17 protein-coding genes are annotated in these 21,329 nt (G+C 65.4%); 15 read left to right on the top strand and 2 right to left on the bottom strand.

The genetic code is table 11. The features are described 5' to 3' along the window. Positions 1-35: 35 nt before the first annotated feature. From SH602x_RS11410 to SH602x_RS11365, 10 genes are all read left to right on the top strand, one after another. Positions 36-920 carry a DUF1559 domain-containing protein gene (locus SH602x_RS11410; RefSeq protein WP_479476908.1) on the top strand — a complete coding sequence of 295 codons (885 nt, stop codon included), beginning with the start codon at positions 36-38 and terminating at the stop codon, positions 918-920. A 117-nt stretch (positions 921-1,037) separates the two neighbouring features. Continuing rightward, positions 1,038-1,931, top strand: a complete 894-nt coding sequence (locus SH602x_RS11405) for a DUF1559 domain-containing protein (protein WP_479476907.1) — start codon at positions 1,038-1,040, stop codon at positions 1,929-1,931. Positions 1,932-1,968: 37 nt separating this feature from the next. Continuing rightward, positions 1,969-2,847, top strand: coding sequence for a DUF1559 family PulG-like putative transporter (locus SH602x_RS11400; RefSeq protein WP_479476906.1), 879 nt, complete (start codon positions 1,969-1,971; stop codon positions 2,845-2,847). 51 nt (positions 2,848-2,898) lie between these two features. Continuing rightward, positions 2,899-3,789 carry a DUF1559 domain-containing protein gene (locus SH602x_RS11395; protein ID WP_479476905.1) on the top strand — a complete coding sequence of 297 codons (891 nt, stop codon included), beginning with the start codon at positions 2,899-2,901 and terminating at the stop codon, positions 3,787-3,789. Positions 3,790-4,104: 315 nt separating this feature from the next. Continuing rightward, entirely contained in the window at positions 4,105-4,902 is a 798-nt protein-coding gene (locus SH602x_RS11390; RefSeq protein WP_479476904.1) for a hypothetical protein, read from the top strand. Positions 4,903-4,991: 89 nt separating this feature from the next. Continuing rightward, the gene (locus SH602x_RS11385; RefSeq protein ID WP_479476903.1) at positions 4,992-5,465 is read left to right on the top strand and encodes a hypothetical protein; all 474 of its coding nucleotides are present in this window, start codon (positions 4,992-4,994) and stop codon (positions 5,463-5,465) included. Then, on the top strand, positions 5,462-6,535 hold the full coding sequence (locus tag SH602x_RS11380; protein ID WP_479476902.1) for an MBL fold metallo-hydrolase: 1,074 nt from the start codon (positions 5,462-5,464) through the stop codon (positions 6,533-6,535). Before SH602x_RS11385 ends, SH602x_RS11380 begins: the two co-directional genes overlap by 4 nt. Beyond that, positions 6,532-6,930 carry a hypothetical protein gene (locus SH602x_RS11375; protein ID WP_479476901.1) on the top strand — a complete coding sequence of 133 codons (399 nt, stop codon included), beginning with the start codon at positions 6,532-6,534 and terminating at the stop codon, positions 6,928-6,930. Before SH602x_RS11380 ends, SH602x_RS11375 begins: the two co-directional genes overlap by 4 nt. A 525-nt stretch (positions 6,931-7,455) precedes the next feature. After that, on the top strand, positions 7,456-7,743 hold the full coding sequence (locus SH602x_RS11370; RefSeq protein ID WP_479476900.1) for a hypothetical protein: 288 nt from the start codon (positions 7,456-7,458) through the stop codon (positions 7,741-7,743). A 170-nt stretch (positions 7,744-7,913) separates the two neighbouring features. Continuing rightward, the gene (locus tag SH602x_RS11365) at positions 7,914-8,216 is read left to right on the top strand and encodes a hypothetical protein (RefSeq protein ID WP_479476899.1); all 303 of its coding nucleotides are present in this window, start codon (positions 7,914-7,916) and stop codon (positions 8,214-8,216) included. 176 nt (positions 8,217-8,392) lie between these two features. On the opposite strand, the gene SH602x_RS11360 is transcribed toward SH602x_RS11365, so the two are convergent. Beyond that, the gene (locus SH602x_RS11360) at positions 8,393-11,365 is read right to left on the bottom strand and encodes a serine/threonine protein kinase (RefSeq protein WP_479476898.1); all 2,973 of its coding nucleotides are present in this window, start codon (positions 11,363-11,365) and stop codon (positions 8,393-8,395) included. Between the two features lie 236 nt (positions 11,366-11,601). On the opposite strand from SH602x_RS11360, the gene SH602x_RS11355 reads away from it, so the two are divergent. The 4 genes from SH602x_RS11355 (at position 11,602) to SH602x_RS11340 (ending at position 17,503) form a co-directional block, all read left to right on the top strand. Continuing rightward, positions 11,602-12,753: a Glu/Leu/Phe/Val family dehydrogenase gene (locus SH602x_RS11355; protein WP_479476897.1), complete on the top strand. Its 1,152-nt coding sequence runs from the start codon at positions 11,602-11,604 to the stop codon at positions 12,751-12,753. Between the two features lie 285 nt (positions 12,754-13,038). After that, on the top strand, positions 13,039-13,755 hold the full coding sequence (locus tag SH602x_RS11350) for an ABC transporter ATP-binding protein (protein ID WP_479476896.1): 717 nt from the start codon (positions 13,039-13,041) through the stop codon (positions 13,753-13,755). Beyond that, the gene (locus SH602x_RS11345; RefSeq protein WP_479476895.1) at positions 13,749-16,136 is read left to right on the top strand and encodes an ABC transporter permease; all 2,388 of its coding nucleotides are present in this window, start codon (positions 13,749-13,751) and stop codon (positions 16,134-16,136) included. Before SH602x_RS11350 ends, SH602x_RS11345 begins: the two co-directional genes overlap by 7 nt. Next, positions 16,133-17,503, top strand: a complete 1,371-nt coding sequence (locus tag SH602x_RS11340; RefSeq protein WP_479476894.1) for an efflux RND transporter periplasmic adaptor subunit — start codon at positions 16,133-16,135, stop codon at positions 17,501-17,503. The genes SH602x_RS11345 and SH602x_RS11340 overlap by 4 nt, the downstream gene beginning before the upstream one ends. 67 nt (positions 17,504-17,570) lie before the next feature. Here SH602x_RS11340 and glgP read toward each other — a convergent pair whose 3' ends face one another. Next, positions 17,571-19,796: an alpha-glucan family phosphorylase gene (glgP, locus tag SH602x_RS11335; protein ID WP_479476893.1), complete on the bottom strand. Its 2,226-nt coding sequence runs from the start codon at positions 19,794-19,796 to the stop codon at positions 17,571-17,573. 375 nt (positions 19,797-20,171) lie between these two features. Between glgP and SH602x_RS11330 the strand changes: the two genes are divergently transcribed. Next, positions 20,172-21,260 carry an acyl-CoA dehydrogenase family protein gene (locus tag SH602x_RS11330; RefSeq protein ID WP_479476892.1) on the top strand — a complete coding sequence of 363 codons (1,089 nt, stop codon included), beginning with the start codon at positions 20,172-20,174 and terminating at the stop codon, positions 21,258-21,260. Positions 21,261-21,329: the final 69 nt, after the last annotated feature.

The raw sequence follows: 21,329 nt of genomic DNA, 5'->3' as shown, positions 1-21,329 counted from the left end.
CCCCGCGATGCTCCGCCTCGAAGGAGTCTCCCGGCGTGCGCTGTTCGAACTGCGGATACGAACTGGGAGCGAAGAGTCCCCCGCCGGGCGAGATCGCCTCGTGTCCGCGCTGCGGCAGCAGCGTCGCTTCCTTCGGAATCGAGTCCGTCGGCGTCGAGCCGCTGCCGCCTCTCCAGGCCGCTCCGCGAAAAGGGTGGAAATCGAGGGCGATCGAAGTCGCCGTCGTGCTGCTGATCATCGGCGTACTGGTCGCGTTGTTGATGCCTGACGTCGATGGAGGATCCCACGAAGCGAGTAGGGTAACCTGTCAATACAATCTCAAGAACATCGCCCTCGCCCTGCATAACTATCACGACGCCTACAAGGCTTTGCCGGCGCAATGCGTCACGGACGAGGAGGGCCGCCCGATGCATAGCTGGCGAGTCGCGATTCTGCCCTTCATGGAGCAGACGAAACTTTACGAGGCGTACGACTTCGACCAGCCATGGGACAGTCCGCACAACCGCGAGGTCGGGCGCCAACCGCTCAATACGTTCCGTTGTCCGCGAAGTAATCGGGACGTCAATTCGAACCTGACGAACTACTTCGTCGTGTACGGCGAGGAGACGATGTTCGCCCCGAACGAATATCGCAGCTTCTCGGACGTGACCGACGGACTTTCGAACACGATCATGGTCGTCGAATGCGACTCCTCGGAGTTCCGCGTCGAGTGGTCCGAACCGCGAGATATCCCGTTCGATCAAATGAGCTTCCGCCTCAACCCGCCCGACGGCGTGGGCGTTACGGGGCCGCACACGGGTCTCGTCAATGTCGCATTGGGAGACGGTTCGGTCCGGCTTTTCTCCGATCAAACGCTCGACGAAACGACGTTCCGCTATCTTCTGATCCGGAACGACGGGGTCCCGGTTCAGGTTCCCTGATCGATCGCCGAGGCGGGGAAAGGGATTCCCTGCACAATTCCGCCAAGATCGATCCGGCGCGGACGAACAAGCCGTCGCGCCCGTTTCTTTTCTCGCTCGTCCGCTGAAAGGAACGTCGTGCGCTGCTCGAAGTGCGGCTACGAACTGGGCGCGAAAAGCCCGCAGCCGGGCGAGATCGTGCCCTGCCCGCTTTGTCGCAGCGGCGTCGTCGGCGCGGGACTTCCGTCCGTCGGCGTCGAGCCCCTGCCGCCGAAGAGAGGAACGTCGAGCTTCGGGAGTACGTTCTGGCTGGCTTGCAAAATCGGAGCGGCGATCCTGTTCGGGTTGCTGGTCATCGCCTGTTTGCTGCCTGCTTTCAGTCCTGCATACGAGGCAGCCAACCGGTCTTCATGCGGTAACAACCTCAAGCAGATCGCGATCTCGTTGCACAACTATCACGACACGTACGGGGCGCTTCCCGCGCAGTCGATCACCGACGGAAACGGTCGACCCATGCATAGCTGGCGAACGGCGATCCTTCCGTTCATGGAACAGGGTGATTTGTACGATCGCTATGACTTCGATCAGCCTTGGGACAGTCCGCACAATCGCGAAGTCTGCAGCGAGCCGATCTCGATGTACTTGTGCCCGTCGAGCGAGGGGACGGAGAACTCCAACCTGACCAACTACTTCGTCGTCTACGGCGACGCGACGATGTTCGCACCCGACCGCTGGACGAAATTCAGCGACGTCACGGACGGCCTGCGAAACACGATCATGGTCGTCGAGTGCGACTCCGAATCGATGCGCGTCGAGTGGGCGGAGCCGCGGGACATCCCCTTCGACCGGATGACGTTTCGGATCAATCCTCCGGACGGGATCGGCGTTTCGAGCAGTCACGGCGGCAACCATGGCGTGCAGGTCGCGATGGGCGACGGCTCGGTTCGTTTTCTCATGGAGGGCGCCACCGACGAACGGACCTTCCGCTATTCTCTGATTCGCGACGACGGCGTGAACGTGCGACTCCCTTAGTCGCACGCGATCGCTTCCAACTATTCGAGAACCTCTCATGCATTGCCCCCACTGCGGAAGCGAATTCAAGCAGACCGGCGCCGCGCCGGGCGGCCTGGTCATGTGCCCGAGTTGCGGCAAAGGGTTTCCCGACCCCAACGGGTCGTATCCTCCGCCTCCGAATTCGGGCGCCGCGGCGGCAGGCATCGGCGGGATCCTGCTGATCGTCGGTGCGGTGGGAGTCTGCGTCCTGCTGGGCGTGGTGGGCATCCTGGTCGCGCTGTTGTTGCCCGCGATCGGGGCCGCTCGCGAAGCGGCGAACCGCATGGCGTGTTCGAACAACCTGAAGCAGATCGGCCTCGCGATGCACAACTATCACGACACCTACAACGCGCTCCCCGCCCAGTCGGTGCTCGACGAGAACGGCCAACCGATGCATAGCTGGCGGGTCGCGATCCTGCCGTTCATCGAACAGGGCCCCTTGTTCGATCGCTACAACTTCAACGAACCGTGGGACAGCCCGAACAATCAGCTCGTCGGCCAGCAGCCCCTTTCCATCTTTCAGTGCCCGTCGAGCGATCAGACGAAGGGGACGAACCAGACGAACTACTTCGTCGTGTACGGCGACGAGACGATGTTCGCGCCGAACCGCTGGACCAAGTTCGCCGACGTCCCGGACGGGCTCTCGAACACGATCATGGTCGTCGAATGCGACACGATGAACGTGCAATGGTCGGAGCCGGTCGACATCCCCTTCGATCAGATGGAGTTCAAGATCAACCCGCCCAGCGGCGTCGGCCTCTCCAGCGATCACCGAGGCGGCGCTCAGGTCGTCCTGGGCGACGGGTCGATCAAGTTCGTCAGCGAAACGGCAGACGAACAGACGATCCGTTATATGCTGATCCGAAACGACGGCCAGAATATCAGCTTGCCCTGACCTGGCGTGCGTTCCCCGTTCGCGGCCGTTCCGTCACCAGAGAGACGAACCATGCATTGCCCTCACTGCGGCGCCGAGTTCAAACCTTCCGGCCAGGCGCCGGGCGGGTGGGTCACCTGTCCCCAGTGCGGCAAGGGTTCGCCCGACCCGAACGCTCCGCTGCCGCCGCAGGGAGGCGCCAACGCGACCGCCGCCGGTATGGGCATCGGCGCCGTGCTGCTGGTCGTCCTGGGCGTGTCCGGCTGCGTGCTGATCGGCTGCGGCGGAATCCTGGTCGCCCTGCTGCTGCCGGCGGTGCAGGCCGGCCGCGAAGCGGCACGCCGCTCGCAATGCCAGAACAACCTGAAGCAGATCGCGCTGGCGATGCACAACTATCACGACACCTACCGGGCCCTCCCCGCTCAGGCCGTGCTGGACGAGAACGGCCAGCCGATGCATAGCTGGCGGGTCGCGATCCTGCCGTTCATCGAACAGCAGGCGCTTTATCAGCAGTACAACTTCAACGAGCCCTGGAACAGCCCCGCCAATCGGGCCCTGGCGGACGTCCACGTTCCGGCGTACGCCTGTCCGTCGAGCGCTCACGGACCGAACTCGAACGAGACCAGCTACTTCGTCGTCTACGGCGACGAGACGATGTTCGCACCGAATCGCTGGAGCAGTTTCGCCGACGTTACCGACGGCACCTCGAACACGATCATGATCGTGGAGTCCGACTCGCTGCACGTCCCCTGGTCGGAACCTCGCGATATACCGTTCAACGAGATGCAGTTCAACCTGAACGTGCCCGACGGCGAACTCGGCGTGTCGAGCAAGCACATGGGAGGCGCCAATGTCGCGATGGGGGACGGGTCGGTCCGCTTCCTCAACGGCGACAGCGTCGACGAACAGACGTTCCGCTACCTGCTCATGAAGGCGGACGGAAACGCGGTCTACGTTCCCTGACGGTTCAGCGCCGCGTTCTCAGGCTTGGCGATCGGTCCGCTCAGGCCCTGCGTCCGGTCGGCATGTGCCGATCGCGAGGAGTTTGACGGCGGAGCCGCGGCATTCTCCAGGGTCCTGCGCGGCAGACAGGTGCTCTCGGTCGGCGCGGGTCCTATCGGCGGGCTAGTCTTCTCCCGGGAGTCGCCTTGCGCGGCGTCGCGGCGAAGAGTCGTCCTACGCGGGACGGTCGCCGCTCGCGTCGCAGGGCGAGATGTCTTCCCGATTCGCGCGTCTTTCGCGATTCGAGAGGGGCCCCTTCCCGCCCGAGAACCGACCATGGCCCGTCACAACCGCCGCCGCAAACTGTTCATCGAGCCGAAGGTCCAGGGACCGCTGATGTTCCGCGTGGCCGCCTACTGGATGGCCATGCTCTGGGCGGCGACGGTGCTGCTGGTCGGAGCCCCCTACGCGATCGGAGTCGCCCTGTCGCAGCGACCGCCGGAGTTCTGGGAGATCGCGTCCCGCGTCTCGAGCCAGCTCTGGCCGGCCTTTTTCGTGGCCGCGATGATGCTGCCGATCGTGATGATGGACATTCTGCGTCAGAGCCACCGCATGGTCGGCCCGACGCTCCGCATCCGTCGGGCGCTGCAGGATATGGCCGACGGCAAGACGATCGACCCGATCTATTTCCGCAAGGGCGACTACTGGGCCGAGTCGGGCGAAGCGATCAATCGCATTCAGGAAAACCTGCTCGCCGCGACCTCGCCGGGGACGGCTCCGCCGAAGTTCGACGCCTCCTCGCTGGTCGCTCCTCCGAGCTTCGCCGCGAAGGCGAAGGACGACCCGGCGATGACGCTCGTGCTGCCGATCGGGCGACGCCAGGAGATTCCGTCGCACGACGAATCGACGTTCGGCGTCTCGGCGCTCGACGAACCGCTGGCCTTCGATCGCGAGACGATCGTGCTTTCGGAACTGCGGTCCCTGCAACGCGAGAGCCAGACGGTCGTGCTGGCCGACGAGCGGGGGTCCGAGGATAGCCTCGACGTCGGGGATCTGCTGGAATCGGCGGATTCGTCCGGCAGCGACTGCCGCGAGACGCTGGATTTCACCGCGATGTGCCGACGCGAAGATTGACGCCGGCGCGACGGGTGGGATACTGACGGCGCGGACTCGTCGTGGGGCGAAGCGCTTCCGGATCGTGCGATTCGCAAGGAGGATGCTGGATGGCTGTCGCCGAATCCGTCGCCGACGACACGACGCGTGACTTCTCCGGGACAGCGTCGATGGACGTCGCGGACGGCCGTTCTGCGCCGATCGGCCGAGTCGCATCCGCCGAACAGGCATCGCGATCGGCCCTGCTCCGTCTGGCGGAAGCCGTTCGACGCCGACGAAAGGGCGCGAGCGCTACGGACGCTCTGGAATGCACCGTCGTCGCCGTCACCGCGCTAACCCTCGACGGTCGTCGCACCGGCAAGTCGTTCCTCGCGCGGGTGCTCTACGTTTCGCCGACGGGACTCGCCGTGCTGCTCGATCGCCCCGCGCCGGCGACCGCGTTCGTCGTCGAGTGGGAAGACGCCCCTCCGATGGTCTTCGACCTGACGCTCAGTCGGCGAATCCGAGGCCGCTTCGAAGCCGCGCTCGTGCTGCGCGAGGATTCGCCCGTGTCGCTCCCGCTCGCGTCCGGGAAAACGGCGTGACTGCGCAGGAGGGCTCCTCCGCGCCGGCGCTTCCCGCGAGGGGACTCTTCGTCGGAGGCTCTGCCGGCGGACGCATGGGCGCGCGGCCGCTCGGAAAGGCCGACCCCGCCGCGGCGCTCGCGCGCGGCGTTCAGGCGACGACGAGCTTCCTGCTGTGGGACCGGAACGTTCGGCTGCTGATCGATTTGGGAACGGGCCTCGAAGCCTCGCTGCAAGTCTGCCGGCGTCTGTCGCTTCGCGATCCCCAGGCGGAGACGTTCCTCGCGCTGACGCATTATCACGAGGATCACTGGTGCGGCCTGCGGTGGCGGCGCCCGCTCGGACCGGACGATCTGCCCCGCAAGGCGTTCTCGCCCCTCTTCGCGGACGGAATCTCCAGGGCCGCGTCGGATCTCGGCAGGTCGCCGCTGGAGCGCCTGATCGAGCGCATGGACGAGCCCGGAATTTGGCCCACTCCGGTCCTGACGCCGCGTACCCGAATCGAGCACTCGGCCTTCGACCCTGGCACGACGCTGACGTTCGGAAGCTGGACCGTCCGGACTTGCCTGCTTCCGCATCCCGGCGGCTGCGTCGGTTATCGGATCGAAATGCCGGAGGGGCCGATCGTCGCCGTCGCGACCGATTGCGAGCTGATCGATGCGGCGCCGGACGGCGCAGCCGACGCGATCTTCGACGGAGCGGACGTGATCGTGGTCGACGTTCAATACCTTGACGACGAATACTCAGGCGCGGCGCCGCTGGGAGGCATCGCGCAGGACCGTCGCGGCTGGGGTCATAACTCGCCGCAGATGGTCGCGGACTCGCTCGTTCGCCTGAAGCGTCCGCCCGGCCTCGTGCTGCTCACGCACCACGATCCCGATCGCACGATCTCCGACCTGCACGAAGACCGCCTGGCGTTCGAACTGAGTCGACGAATCGCCGAGCGGATGCCTGCTTCGGCCTCGAACGGCGGCGAGCTGCCGAACGTGCGAAGCCTGTTCGACGGCGATCTGTGGGACCTCGACGCGCTGGGTACGCCGTTTCGCCTGACGCCGGACGACGATTTTCTTGCCGAGGATCGAACCTCATGACCGACGATGCGGAGAAGGCCGCTCGCTGGGCGGCGGAAGGCGCAGCGCTGAAACGATCGAAGAAGGGGCGGCTCTGGACGCTCGATCTTTCGCCGCTCGGCGACAGCTTCGACGACCGTCGCGCGTCGGAACTCGCCGATTGCATCGAGCTTCGGGAACTGACGCTCGACGACACGGCGATTTCTTCGTCGGGCCTGGCGACGCTGCCCGACATGCCGCAACTCGCCACGCTGAACCTGCGTCGAACGCAGGTCGATGACGCGGGCCTCGCCGAGCTGCGACGCTTTCCCTCGCTCAAACTGGTGACGTTGACGGGCAGCCGCGTCACGCGTGAGGGCGTGGCCGCGATTCGTCCCGCGATGATCGGCGCCCGCATCGTGTTCGAAGGCGCGTGACTCGCACGCGGCCTGAGCGATTCAGCTCAGCGATCGACGCCAGCGGGCTTCCTCGCGAGGGCCGTCAAGTCGCGATACGCTGCTCGCGGTCGATCGTTGTTCGAAAGAGGCTTCCCTGCCCAGGAGCCCAGCGCCATCTCGGCCATCCATGGTCGAGAGACGGCAACTCCTGCGTGCGATCCGTGCTTCGTCAGATGATCGGTAATCAGGGGAAGCTCGCAGAGGGGCGACGCTTCCGACGCGAAAGATGAAGAGATCGGAGAAGATCGGCGACACGTTCGATAACTGTCGCGACGGACGCTGTGTCGGAGCGCTTCGCTCCGCGGGAACGAACTCGCCTCAAGGATGCGAAGGGAAGTTATCAGGTTCCTGAGAAAGCGCCATCCGCTTCTTCCGAAAAATCTCGCCGCTCGTTCGCGAAAGATTCGCGAAGTTCCCGCCTGCGAAATCGCTCTGGATCGGCACGCCTTTCGCGTGTACCCTCCATCGCGTAAACGGCCTCACCTTCCGAAGAGGAACGAACGCATGAAGACGTTTCGCCTTACGCTCGCGATCCTGGCTCTGGCGGGGGGTTCGCTCGTTTTCTCGAGCGCAGCTCACGCACAAGGCGGGTGGCGGGCTTACCACCGATCGACCTGGTACGGCAGCCCGTACGCGCGTACGCGGCTCGTTCCGAACACCACGGCGGTCTACCCGTACGCGTATCACGGCGCGTACTACTGGCCTCGGGAACCGTACGGGAATTACTACCCGTACCACATCGACCCGACGCCGGACATCACGATCCAGGGCATCGGCCCCGGCATCCCGTGAGAACTTTCCGGTCGAAGTCGAAGCGAACTCGGTAGTCACGGCATCCAAGCTCGTGACGCCCGCTACGGCTGAGTTGTCTTAATCAAAAGCGCGAAGGGAAATAACGCGCGACTTCTTTCGGAGTCGAAGGGCATGCGGCCCTGATTCGGCTTCATAAGAGGATTGCGAAGATGAACGTGTTTAAGAAGACGCTGCTGATGCTGACCCTCGGGGTCGGATCGCTCTTTCTCGGTGCCAGCGCGGCGGACGCCCAGTGGGGCTATCGCAGCTACGGCGGAGGCTACGCCCCCCGCGTCTACAGCGGCGGCGGCTACTACGGCAACCCCTACGGCGGTTACCGCAACTACGGCTACAACAACCGTGCTTACGGCGGCCGGAATTTCTACAACAATCGCGGATACAACAATCGCGGTTACTACGGCGGCGGCTCGGGAGTCTACCTCGGACGCGGCGGGATCGGCATCCGGTTCTAAGCGGCGCCTTTCGCTCCGACAGCCTGAACTTCGCGAACCGATTCGTCCCCTTTGTGGACGGATCGGTTTTTCATTGCGCAGAAGCGAAGCAGCGCGCGCGGGAAGCGGCCAAACGCCGTCGGATCCCTCTACTCGCAGGCGAAAACGAGGAAGCCGCATCGTTATAACCCGAACCGCTACTCGGTCTCTGCCGGCGGCTCTTCCGGCTTCTTGGGAGCGAACGGCGGCGGCAATTCGTAGCCGTTCGCCTCGGCGGCGTCGCGCGTGGTGACGAGGATGCTTTTCTCGCCCGAGTCTGGATCGTTGGCCACCACCCAGATGAGCTTCTGCTCGGGCGTGGTGAGATCCTCGACCGGCGGAGGATTGGCCTTCTGCATCATGGCGGTCAGGACTTCGGCGACCGTTTTGTCCTGCTGGTCGAATTCGCGCACCTGCTGGTTCCGCGTGATGCCGTTCGTCTCCAAGTGTTTGCCGACGATCTTCAGGTTGAGCTTCAGCGGCATCGCCGGATACTTCGCCTCCAGGGCCGACTTCACGTTCGCGACCGCGAAGTCGAGTTGATCGGACGCGAACTTGAGCGTGATCTTCTCCTCGAGCGCTTCCTCGATCGTCGACGGGCCCTTCGGCGCCTCGGTAGCCGACGCCACCGCACGAGCGCCCGGCGCCGCATGCATGACGAGTTCGGTCCCCACGGCCAGGTCAGCCGCGGCTTCCGGGGGAAGGTACGCGTTCAGCGTCGCCTGCTGCCGATCGCTGCCGACGCGCGTGTAATCGCTGAGGAAGGCGACCATCAGGTGGTATCGCAGGGCGAGCTTCTTCCAGTACGGATTGGGGTCGAGCAGGAGGACGTGTTCCTCCACCTGGTCAGGCAGCGCGACCAGTCGGTCGCGCATGCCCGACGCGACCTCGTCATCGTTCATGCCCGCTTCCGAAGCGAGTCGCATCTCCAGGTAGAAAAGATCGTCCAGGTGCACGCTGAACGCGCCCGCCTGAATGCCGGAGCCGAGGAAGTTGGCCAGCGGCGCGACCAGCTTCTCGCGCGTGCCGGCGAACAGCTTACGACCTTCCCCGAAGAAGAAGTTCGGGGCGAACATCGCGGTGAAGTCGCGATCGCTGTCGGTCGTCGCGAGCAGGTTCTCCAGTTCGCGACGGAGGAGCGGCGGAGCGCCCTTCACCTTCAGCGTCGCCTGGGCGTCGTCGGGCGTCGCGACCAGAAAGCGAGTCTGGTCGTCAGGCAGGACGATCATCGATTCGCCGCGCTCGAAATAACCCATCCCCTCTTCGAGCGTGATGTCGGGCATGTCCCATTTCGCGAGCAAGTCTTCCCGCGTCAGCTCCGGCAGGGGGTCGACGCGGAGAGCGACTCTGGGGAAGTCGTTTCCGTTGGGGAAGATGGCGACGACCAGGCGGTCGATCTCGCTCCACGAAAGGCCCGACGCTTCCTCGATCCAGTCGGCGCCGGCGGCGACGTCCGGGCCGAGCGCGTCCTTTTCCAACAGGACCGCGCTGCGCGGATCGCCGACGATCTGCGACGGCCGGAGAAACAGAAAGACCTGCGAGTCGGGCGGAACCAGATCGAGCGACCAGGGCTCTCCCGAAGTCGGCGAAACGTAGAGCGCGTCCGGATCGTCCGTGACGTTCGTCGCCGTGGCGTTCGCCGACGCTCCGTTCACCGGCGGGACCGTCGTCCCTCCCGTTCCTGACGTCGGGACCACAGGCGGACCGTTCGCGTCGGTCCCGTTCGCTCCGGCTCCGTTCGGATCCGTCGTCGCCACGTCTGACGAGCCGTACGTCATGAACGCATAGATCGCCCCGGCGGCGAAGAGCGCCGCGCACACGCCTGCGGCGATGGCAGGAACCAGCTTCTTCGAGACGCGCTTCTTCCGGACGACGAACGGGGCTCGTTCGCCCGGCGCGGCGCCGTCGGGAGCGCTCGCGGCGGCGACTCCAGGAGCCAGGTTCACCGCGACAGGATTGATCGCTGCCGGCCCTGCCGGAACCGCGCCCGCCATCTGGGTATTCAGGGCCTTCTCGCGCTGCGTGCGGGCGAGCCGGGCGCGCTTCGCCTTGACCCACTGTTCGTAGGGCGCCGCGGTCTCGGGCGGCATCGCGACGCGCGGCTTCTTCAGGTTGGGGGGCAGGAGCGAGTCGGCCTGTTCCTTCAAGTCGGTCGCGGTCTGGAATCGCACCTCCGGGTTCTTCGCCATCATGTAGGCGACGAGCTTCGCGATCGGCTCGGGCACGCCGAGCGCCTTCAGGTTCTCGATCTTCTCGCTGGCATGCCGGGCCAGCTTCGTCGCGACGTCGCCTCCCTGGAACGGCGGTCGTCCCGTCAGCATCTCGAACGCAAGGCAACCCAGGGCGTAGATGTCCGTCTGCGGGTTCGGGCGCTGCGTCGGAAGTTGAAACTCCGGCGCCAGGTAATCCGCGCGGCGCTCCAGATCTTCCGGAGAAGCCTCCGCCATCTCGGCGAAGGTGCCGCGGCGCTGCGACGGATCGACCAGCAGCCGGACCGCGCCGTTCGTCGTGGCGAAGATCCGCTCCGGGCGGAAGTCAGCCGCGGTCGTTTTCTTCTCGTGCAGGGCCTCCAGCCCCATCGCCACGTCGCGCACGACGCGCACGACCTCTTCCGGCGGCAGCGGGCCGTTCTTCAGCCAGTCGCGAACCGTCAGCGCGCCCGGATCCTCGTACACGAGAAACCGAAACGAATCGAGATCGACCGGCTCCAGAAACGGCAATACGAAAGGATGCCGCACCGCTGCGAGCTTGAGCGACCGGTCGACGATCGTCTTCCAGAGCGACGCGTCGGTCAGCGCCTCGCCGCGCAGGAACTGCAGCGCGACCAGGTGGCTGGTCGGCACGTGAACGGCGCGGAACGTCCCCGCGAGCGCGCCCTGCGCTACGCGATCGTAAACCTTATAATCGCCGTAAAAGAACGGTCCGGGACGTCCCGCCTTGAGCACCAGCGACTGGTATTCCGTCAGCGCGTTCTGCTCGACGAGCCAGTCGACGAGCGTCGACAGATCCTCCGGATGCCGCTCGCCGGTCGCTCGCTCGAACTCCGCTTCGAGCGCATCGCAGACGTCCTCGGTATACAGACGGCTCTGGCGCAGCAGGGACCAGAAATCCTCGGCAGCCACGGCGTTCATGCGCGGACACGTTCCTGAAAAAGTAGCCCGATCGTCATCGGCATCCCGCGACGAATCTGGGCGCCATGCCCAGGTCGCGACGCAGCGCGGGCATGGCGTCGATGAAAACCGGGCGAAGCGACGCCGCGCCCGAACCATCTTGAAAGATCGACATGAAGGCCTTCGAGGCGACGCAGAATTATTTTAACCGAGCGGCGGACCTGCTTCGAATGCCTGACAGCGTTCGGAAGCTTCTGATGACGCCCCAGCGCGAGATGACCGTGCAGGTGTCCATCGAGATGGACGACGGGCGAATCGAGACGTTCGCTGGCTACCGCGTGCAGCACAGCGCCGTTCGCGGACCGATGAAAGGGGGCCTGCGGTACCACTATCACGTCGACCTGGACGAGGTCCGGGCCCTGGCGTCGCTGATGACGTGGAAGACCGCCGTCGTGAACCTTCCTTACGGCGGAGCGAAGGGGGGCATCTGCGTCGACGCCGGGAAGCTGTCGAAAAAGGAGCGGGAGCGGCTGACGCGAAAATTCGTCGACCAGATTCACGAGATCGTCGGACCGCGCAAGGACATTCCGGCTCCCGACATGGGGACCGGGGCCCAGGAAATGGCGTGGTTCCGCAATCAGTGGGAAAAGTACTACGGCTTCAACCCGGGCGTCGTCACCGGAAAGCCGGTCGAGGACTACGGCGCCGAAGGCCGCGAGGAGGCGACGGGGCGAGGCGTCGGCATCCTCACGTACAAGATGTTGAAACGACTCGGTCGCGATCCGCAGGGAACGACCGTCGCGATTCAAGGATTCGGCAATGTCGGGTCGCACGCGGCGAAGTACCTGCATGAATCGGAGTATCGCGTCGTAGCCGTAAGCGACGTCAGCGGCGCCTACTTCCGCGCCGGCGGACTCGATATCAAGGCCATGCTGCACTACTACGTCGAACAGGGTCTGTCGCTGAAGGGTTACCCCGACGCGGAGCGGATCTCGAACGAGGACCTCCTGCGGCTGAAGGTCGACGTCCTGATTCCCGCGGCGATCGGCGGCGTGATCGACGAGAAGAACGCCGAGCACATCCAGGCGCCGATCGTCATCGAGGCGGCGAACGCGCCGGTCACCCCGGAGGCCGACGATCTGCTGCACGCCCGGGGCGTCCTGGTCCTGCCCGACATTCTCGCCAACGCGGGCGGCGTCACGGTGAGCTACTTCGAGTGGGTGCAGAATATGCAGTACTACAAGTGGAACCTCACCCGCGTCCGGCAGGAGCTCGACGCGTATCTTTCGCGAGCGTTCGAAGAGGTCTGGCAGGAGGCGCACGAACGCGAAATCAGCCTCCGCAACGCCGCCTATCTGCTCGCCATCCGTCGCGTCCACGGCGCCGCGGAACGGGCCGGCCTCACGTGATTTGCGGTAGGTCGACCCGGGCTCTTTCGTCAGGCTCGACGGTTCTGTGTGCCATGCCCACATCTCCGAAGGAAGGGTGGGCATGCTTCAGGGCCGGCCGAACCTTACCTGCCCACCCTGCTGGCGCGATGTGGGCATGGCACACGTGACATTTACGACGGTTCCAACTAGCCGTTCAGGCATTGCCTGACGACGACGTCTGCAAGGTCCGCAGCTGAACGACGGCCGGATCGAAGTCTCCGTCAGGCGATGCCTGACCTGCGGAAGGAGCGCCTCATCGCGAACATGAGCGACGAACGCGAAGTCCTACTCCGCTTTCGCGGCGCGGGACGAAAGTATCTTTCCGGCGAAGTCGAAACGATCGCTCTCGCGGACGTCGATCTCGATATCGACGCAGGAGAGATGCTCTGCATCGTCGGACCGAGCGGCTCGGGCAAAACGACGCTGCTGAATCTCGCCGGCGGACTCGATTCGCCGACGTCGGGCGAGGTCCGCTATCGCGACTTCGACCTCGGCAGAGCGAACGCTCGACAACTGACTCGCTACCGCCGGGAGAAAGTCGGCTTCGTCTTCCAGTTCTACAACCTGGTGCCGAACCTGACGGCGCTGGAAAACGTGCAGGCGGTCACCGAGATCAGTCCCGATCCGCTCGACCCCCGGGAAGCGCTCGAACGGGTCGGGCTCGGCGCGCGGCTGCATCATTTCCCCGCGCAGCTCTCGGGCGGCGAGCAACAGCGAGTCGCGATCGCCCGGGCGGCGGCGAAGAACCCGGAACTGCTGCTCTGCGACGAACCGACCGGGGCGCTCGATCGGGAAACCGGCAAGGCGACGCTGCGCCTGCTCGTGGACCTGAACCACGATCTCAGGACGACCGTCGTCATCATCACGCATAACCTCGCGCTCGCCGACGTCTGCGAGCGGGTCGTCCAGATGCGCGACGGTCGCATCGCCAGCGTCACTCGCGTCGCGAACCGCGTCGAGCCGGAGGCGGCCGCGTGGTAAGTCAGCTCGACCGCATGCTCGGTCGCGATCTGTGGAACCACTTGGGCGTGATCCTGGCGATCGGCGGCGTCCTGGCAGTCGGACTCGGCTGCTTCGTCGGGATGCAGAACGCCCACCGGACGTTGCTGCAGGCACGCGACGCGTACTACGCCCGGTGTCGCATGGCGGACTATTGGATCCGCGTCGAGACGGCTTCGAACGCGGAAGTTCAGCGTGCGGCGTCGACCCCGGGAGTGGCGGAACTCCAAGGGCGGATCAGCCTGCCGGTCCGAGTCGAACTCGAAGGCGCGGCGACGAACGTCAACGCGATCCTGGTTTCAGCGCCCGACGAACGCGAACGGACGCTGAACGATCTGATCGTGCTGCGAGGCGGATACTTCTCCGATCCGTCGCGCAACGAGGCGATCGTCTCTGACAAGTTCGCTCAGGCTCATCGACTGAATCCCGGCAGCGAACTGATCCTCACCGTCAATCGCCGACGAGAGCGGTTCACCGTCGTCGGCGCCGCGGTCAGCAGCGAGTTCGCCTTTCTCGTCGGTCCCGGCAGCCTGCTTCCCGACCCGTCCGCGTACGGAGCGATCTACGTTCGGAAGTCGCTCGCCGAGCGCCTCGCGAACCTGGAAGGAGCGTCCAACGAAATCGTCGGCACGTTCGTGCATGACGCGAACGGCGAAGAGCTCAGCGAAACCGAGCGCCGGACGACTCTCGCGCTGCTCGAATCGCGTCTCGATTCCGCAGGCGTCACCCGCGTCACGCCGCTGGCCCGTCAGGCCTCGAACGAGATTCTCGAGGGCGATATTCAAGGGATCGGTTCGATGTCGGCGGTCGTGCCCACGGTCTTCCTGATCGTCGGCACGCTGCTGATCAACGTCTTCCTGCAGCGGATGGTGCGAAACCGCCGGACCGTGATCGGCACGCTCAAGGCGCTCGGATACTCCGACGGTGCGATCTTCTTTCACTTTTTGAAGTTCGGCCTGATCGTGGGAGGCGGCTCCGTCGCGGCTGGCGTGGCGCTCGGCCTCGCCATGGCGTACGGCCTGGTCCTCGTGTTCGACGTCTACTACCAGTTTCCTTCGCTGCCGTTCGAGCCGAACGCCGTCTCGCTGATCGGAGCAGCTTCGCTCGGTCTGGGCGCCGCAGCCACGGGCGCGACGTTCGCCGCGCGGAGCGCGATGCGGCTGCCGCCTGCCGCGGCGATGCGACCCGCAGCGCCGGAGGTCGTCGGCGGTCGCGGAGTCTCCTCCTGGGCCATCTGGCGGACGCTTCCCTTGCAGATCCGGATCGGCGTGCGAAACGCGCTTCGCGCGCCGGGTCGCGCGGGGATCGGCATCTTCGCGAGCGCGATGGGAACCGCGCTACTGGTCTGCGGTCTTATGCTGACCTCTTCGCAGGACGCGCTGATCGAAGTCGCCTTCAAGAAACAGGAGCGACATGATCTGGAGGTAGTCCTCAAGGACGTCGCTCCGCTCGACGAACTCGACACGTTCCGGCGACTGTCCGGCGTCGATCGGGCCGAGCCGAAGCTCGACCTTGCGGTGGAGTTTCTCGGTCGCGAGACGCGCGAAGGGGCGATCTCCGGTCTGTCGTCGACCGCGATGCTGACGAGGCTCTACGACGCGAACGGCGAGGAGTTTCGACTGCCGGAGCGAGGCATCGTGCTCTCGTCCCGCCTGGCGGACATTCTCGGCGTCGAAGTGGGCGAACCGCTCCGCTTTCGCACGCTGACGGGCGAGCGACGCGAGTACGTCGCGCCGGTCGCGGCCGTGACCGAGACGTTTCTCGGCGCCGCCGCCTACGCCCGCATCGAATCGCTGGCCGAGATGATTCAGGCGGAGCCGCACCTGGCGTCCGTGCAACTGGCCGTCGAGCCGGGCGCAGAGGATCGGCTGAAGCGGCAGATCGCCGCGATACCGGGAGTGGAGTCGACGGTCGACCGCCGCCGGATCGGCGAATTGCTCGACGAGACCCTGCTGCGCAACCAGACGGTATTCGTCGTCGTCCTGGTCGGATTCGCGGGGACGATCTTCTTCGGCGGGTCGCTCAATGCGGCGCTGGTGAACCTGGAGGAACGCCGTCGCGAGACCGCGACCTGGCGGGCTCTTGGTTATGATCCGTGGGAGATCGGTTACCAGTTCTTCGTCGAGAGCGCGACGGTTCAGGCGCTGGGCGTCCTCTTCGGCCTGCCGCTCGGCTACCTGCTGACCGTGCTCGCCGCGGAGGGCGCGGCGACCGACGTGCTCCGGCTTCCCATCCTGTTCGAGCCGCTCCGCATCGCCTGGGCGCTGGTCGCGGCAGGCATCTTCACCCTGCTGGCGCACGCGGTCGTGCAGCGACTGATCTTTCGCTTGAACCTGCTCGAATCTCTGAAGACCCGCGAATGAAGCGCACGCTGATCGCGATCTCGATCCTGGTTCTGATCGGAACGGCCATCGTCGGCGCCATGCTGCTGGCGCCGGGCGAGGAGGTCGTCGTCGCCGCGGCGCAGCGAGGCGACGTGCGGCGATTCATCGACGAGAAGGGCGTGACGCGTCTGCGCGAGCGCCATCTGATCTCCACGCCGTACGCGGGCCGAACGGAGGGGGTGACGCTGCCCGTCGGAACGTTCGTCGCGCCTGCTCCCGTCGGCCCCGTGATCGCGGAAATGTCGGCGGAGGATCTCGACCTCGAAGTCGCCGCGCTCCAGGCGGTCGTCGAAACGCTCGACGCGCAGATCGCCGAGAATGACGACGTGACCGTCGAGTCCACCGCCAAGCGTCAGGCCGAGAAGTTCGTCGACGCGACGCAGTCGGTAACGGCGTCGGCCAAGGCGCAGACCGAGGCGTCGCAAGCTCGCGCCGACTATGCCGAATCGTTCCTGCGCCGCGTCGAGAGCGTCGCAGGAACAGGCGGCGCGACGCAGGACGAATTGCAGCGGGCCCGCATGCAGTCGGTGGAGGCCAAGGCGGCTTATCGAACCGACGTCTTCACCCAGGAGAGTGTCGAAGCGATTCAGACCGCCGTGACGCTGCTGCCCGAACTGATCGCGCAATACATCGACCGCAAGCAACTCTCCCGGACGACGCTCGAAAAGCAGAAGGCGGAAGCGGTGGCCCGGCTGGAGGAGTCGCTGCTGCGCCGGCGCCGGCGGGCGATCTACAGCCCGGTCGAAGGCGTGCTGCTGAAGCGGACGGTCGTCTCTCCGCAGGCGCTGGCAGCCGGCGCCGAACTGGCCGAAGTCGGATCGATCGAGGATCTGCGGGTCGAAGCCGACCTGTTGAGCGACGACGCGGTCGAGCTTCGCGCGGGTCAGCCGGCGGAGATTTACGGGCCTGCCGTCGGACGCGAAGCGGGGAACGGACTTCCGGGAACCGTCGAACTGGTGGAGCCCGAAGGCTTCGAAGAAGTCAGCTCGCTCGGCGTGGAGGAGCAGCGGGTGCGCGTCGCGATCGAGCTTCCCGAAGCGACGCGAGAGACGCTGGTGCGCGATCGAAAGGTCGGCGTCGAATACGCCGTCCGCGTTCGCATCGAAGTCGAGGCCGCGACCGACGCAATCTATGTTCCGCGAACGGCTCTCTACCGCGCAGCGGACGGCAGCCGACGGGTCTTCGTCGTCGACGACGGACGCCTGCTCAAGCGGGCGGTGAAGACCGGCATCCTCACCGACGAAGCGGCCCAGATCGTGGAGGGATTGGCCGAAGGCGAACTCGTCGCCCTCGCGCCGGAGAACAGCTACCGCGACGGCATGAAGGCGACGGCTGTCGAACCGTAGAACGGCGCTTCCGATAGGGCTCGGGGGACGGTCGTCCCCCGCTCAGACGAAGACCGCCTGCGTCAGCTCAGTCCGGCATCTCGCACGACAGGCCGCCGGCGGCGGGAACGTACCCGACGCGGGTATAGTCCATCACCATGCGGTGGGCGCTGAACCGCCAGGCGAGACTCGCGATCGAGTTCATCATCCGCTTGATCCACGCCTGCGGCAGGCCGTCGACGTCGCGGTCATAGAACATCGGAACGAGCTGATTCTCGAGCACGTCGAAGAGCGCCTCGCCGTCCCGCCGGTCGGTGATCTTCTCGTCCGAATGGTGCGAGCCGCGTCCGATGGCGAAGCCGTTCTCGCCGTCGTAGGCTTCCGCCCACCAGCCGTCGAGGATCGAGCAGTTGAGCCCGCCGTTGAGAACGACCTTCTGACCGCTCGTGCCGGACGCTTCCAGGGGACGTCGCGGGTTGTTCAACCAGACGTCGATCCCCTGAATCATGTGCCGGCAGACGTTGATGTCGTAGTCCTCGATGAACACGACGCGATTCGCGAACCGGGGATCCTTCCGCATATTCGCGATCTGCTGGATCAGGCGCTTGCCCGGCTCGTCCTTTGGATGCGCCTTGCCGGCGAAGATGAACTGCACCGGTCGGTGCGGATCGTTGACGATGGAATCGAGCCGGTCGAGATCGAGCAGCAGCAGGTTCGCCCGCTTGTACGTCGCGAACCGCCGCGCGAAGCCGATCGTCAGGATGCGCGGATCGAGGACGTGACGCGCCGCCTCGACGGAATCCTCCGCCTCGCTCCGTCGGCGGAGTTGTCGGGAGAGGCGACGACGCGCGAACTCCAGGAGCAGGTTTCGCAGCGCGATGTGGGTCTCCCACAGTTCGCCCGGGTCGATGCCGTAGACATGCCGCCAGATCTCCGGCTGCCCCATGTCCTTCATCCAGCCCGCCGGAAAATTCCGGTCGTACAGGAGCTGCATCTGGTGAGCGAGCCAGCTCGGGATATGCACGCCGTTCGTGATGTGACCGATCGGAATTTCTTCCTCGCTCCGCCAGGGCCAGAGGTTCGACCACATCCGCCGCGACACGTGTCCGTGCAGCGAGCTGACGGCGTTCGCCCTGCGCGAGAGCTTGAGTCCCAGCACGGTCATGCAGAACGACTCGCCGTGATTCTGCGGCTCGACGCGGCCGAGGCCCATCAACTGCTCGTAAGAGATTCCCAGCGCATCGCGGAGCGGTCCGAGATGCTCTTCGACCATCTCCGGCGCGAAACGGTCATGCCCTGCCGGCACCGGCGTGTGGGTCGTGAACATCGTCTGCTGCCGGACTTCGCGAAGCGCCTCGTCGAAGGTGAGGCCGTCCTCGACCATCCGCTGCCGAATCGCTTCCAGCGGGCCGAAGGCGCTGTGACCTTCGTTCAGGTGATAGCAGCCCGGCGTGTAGCCGATCGCCGCGACCGCCTTGACGCCGCCGACGCCGAGGAGCAGTTCCTGACGAATGCGAACCCGCTCGTCGCCGCCGTAGAGACGGTTGGTCAGTTCGCGATCTTCCGGCGAATTGCCCTCGACCCGCGTGTCGAGCAGCAACAGCGGCACGCGGCCGATGTCCATTTGCCAGACTTTGGCCTTGAGGGTCCCGGTCCGTGTCTGAATCTCGATCGTCACGGGGGCGCCGTCCGCGTCCGTCGCGGCGCGAATCGGCAGGTTATCGACCTGCGTGTTGACGTAGGCCTCCTGCTGCATCCCGTTCTCGTCGAGCTGCTGGCGGAAGTAGCCCTGCGAATAGAACAGACCGACGGCGACCATCGGCACGCCGAGTCCGCTCGCGCTCTTCACGTGGTCGCCGGAGAGCACGCCGAGGCCGCCCGAATAGATCGGCAGCGACTCGTGAATGCCGAACTCCGCGGAGAAGTATGCCACCGGGCGCGCGCCGAGGACGCCGGCGTGTGTATAGCCCCAGGTCTGCTTGTTCTCCAGATAGACCCGCAGCAGCCGATACGCATGATTGATGCGGCTGAAGAGAACCGTCTCCGTCGCCCGCGCCGCGAGCTTCTCGGGCTCGAACTCCTTCAGGAGGGCGATCGGGTTATGATCGAGCTGGCGCCAGAGAATCGGATCCAGATCCCGGAAGATGGCCGTGACTTCCGGGTGCCACGACCACCAGAGATTGCTCGCCAGCGCCATGCACTTGTCATAAAGCGCCTGCGCCGACAGCTCGGTCGCCTCGATGGGGCGCGTCGTCGCCAGCACTTCGACGACGGGGTTCTCCTTCGGTTGCTCGGTCAGTTCCGTCGGGTTCATCGCAATCCCTTGTTATTCTCACGATACGCTGAAGCCTGAACGGATCACGGAGACCGTTCGGGCTGCAAGTCGTCGTTTTCGTTCGAGTTAGCTGAAGTACGCTCGCTGGCATTCACGATTAACGCGCGAACTCAACAAGTCGGACTTTTCCGGGTTCGGAAGGAGAAGACGCGAAATCGACGTCCGCTGCACAAAGCGTGGCGATCTCCGTTTCGCTTTGCAAGACCTGTTAATCGTTATCCCCCTTGCAGTACCCGGGCGGCCACTTAATGCAAAGATATTCCGCGTAGGCAAAGTAGCCCGCCCTTGCGGCCTCGGTCAGCGCGTCGGAAGTCGTCTCTGCGAATCGATCGGTGTCCTGTGATTCCTGCCGCCATGCTTCAGCCGATCGTCCACGTCGATTCGCCTGCGTTCGAGCCGCTCGTGCGGCGCCTGACGGACCGCGCAAGCGTCGTCGATGCGGGCGGAACCTGGCCGGCGGAATCTCTTGCCGACTGCGTTCGCGCGGGCGTCCCGCAATGGTTTCTGGCGGAAGCGCAGGGGGGACGAAGCTGGTCGGAGACCGACCTGCTGAGAGCGTATGTCCGTCTGGCCGGGGCTTGTATGACGACGACGTTCGTCCTGACCCAGTTTCTCGGCGCCTGCAAGCGGATCGCCGCTGCTCCCGGGTTTCCAGGAAAGGACGAACTGCTGCAGGATCTGCTGACCGGGCGGGCGTTCGCGACGGTGGGGATCTCGCATTTGACGACCAGTCGCCGGCACATGGGGCGACCGGCGCTCGCGGCCCGGCAGGACGGAAGCGAGTTTTTTCTCGACGGTTACAGCCCCTGGGTCACCGGCGCGGAGAAGGCCGACTGGATCGTCATGGGCGCGACGCTCGAGAGCGGCGAAGAGATCCTCGCCCTCGTCGAGACGAAACTCGAGGGCGTCGAGGTCGCCGAACCCCAAAGCCTGATGGCGCTTACCGGCAGTCGCACCGGCGCGGTGCGCTGCGAAAGCGTGCGAGTTCCGTCTGACCGCGTCCTCGCAGGGCCGACGGTCGGCGTTCTCTCCCAGGGCGCCGGCGCCGGAACCGGAGGGTTGCAGACGAGCGCTCTGGCGGTCGGACTGGCGCAAGCTGCGGTCGACTTCCTCCGGAACGAAGCCGCCCAGCGGACGGAACTGGCCGAACCGGCGGAGGCGCTGGCGAATCAGACCGACGCCTTGCTCGCTGACTTGCTGGCCGCGAGCGTCGGCGAGGCAAGCTGTTCCAGTTCCGAAATCCGTCAGCGGGCGAACGGACTGGCCCTGCGATCGTCGCAGGCGGCGCTCAGCGCGGCGAAGGGCGCGGGCTACGTCTCGGGCCATCCGGCGGGTCGCTGGTGCCGGGAGGCGATGTTTTTCCTGGTCTGGAGCTGCCCCGCTCCCGTGCAGCAGGCCCACCTCTGCGCACTGGCCGGCCTCGACTCGCTGTCGAACGGCTAGATCCGCGTTGGAATCGGATCGCGCCGACGGACGAGGTGAAGACGGACTGCCGGATCTGCCGATTCTATG

It is taken from the genome of Lignipirellula cremea (genome assembly GCF_056501455.1).
The sequence above is the reverse complement of the archived record's forward strand: the minus strand, read 5'-3'. Positions and strand labels throughout refer to the sequence as shown.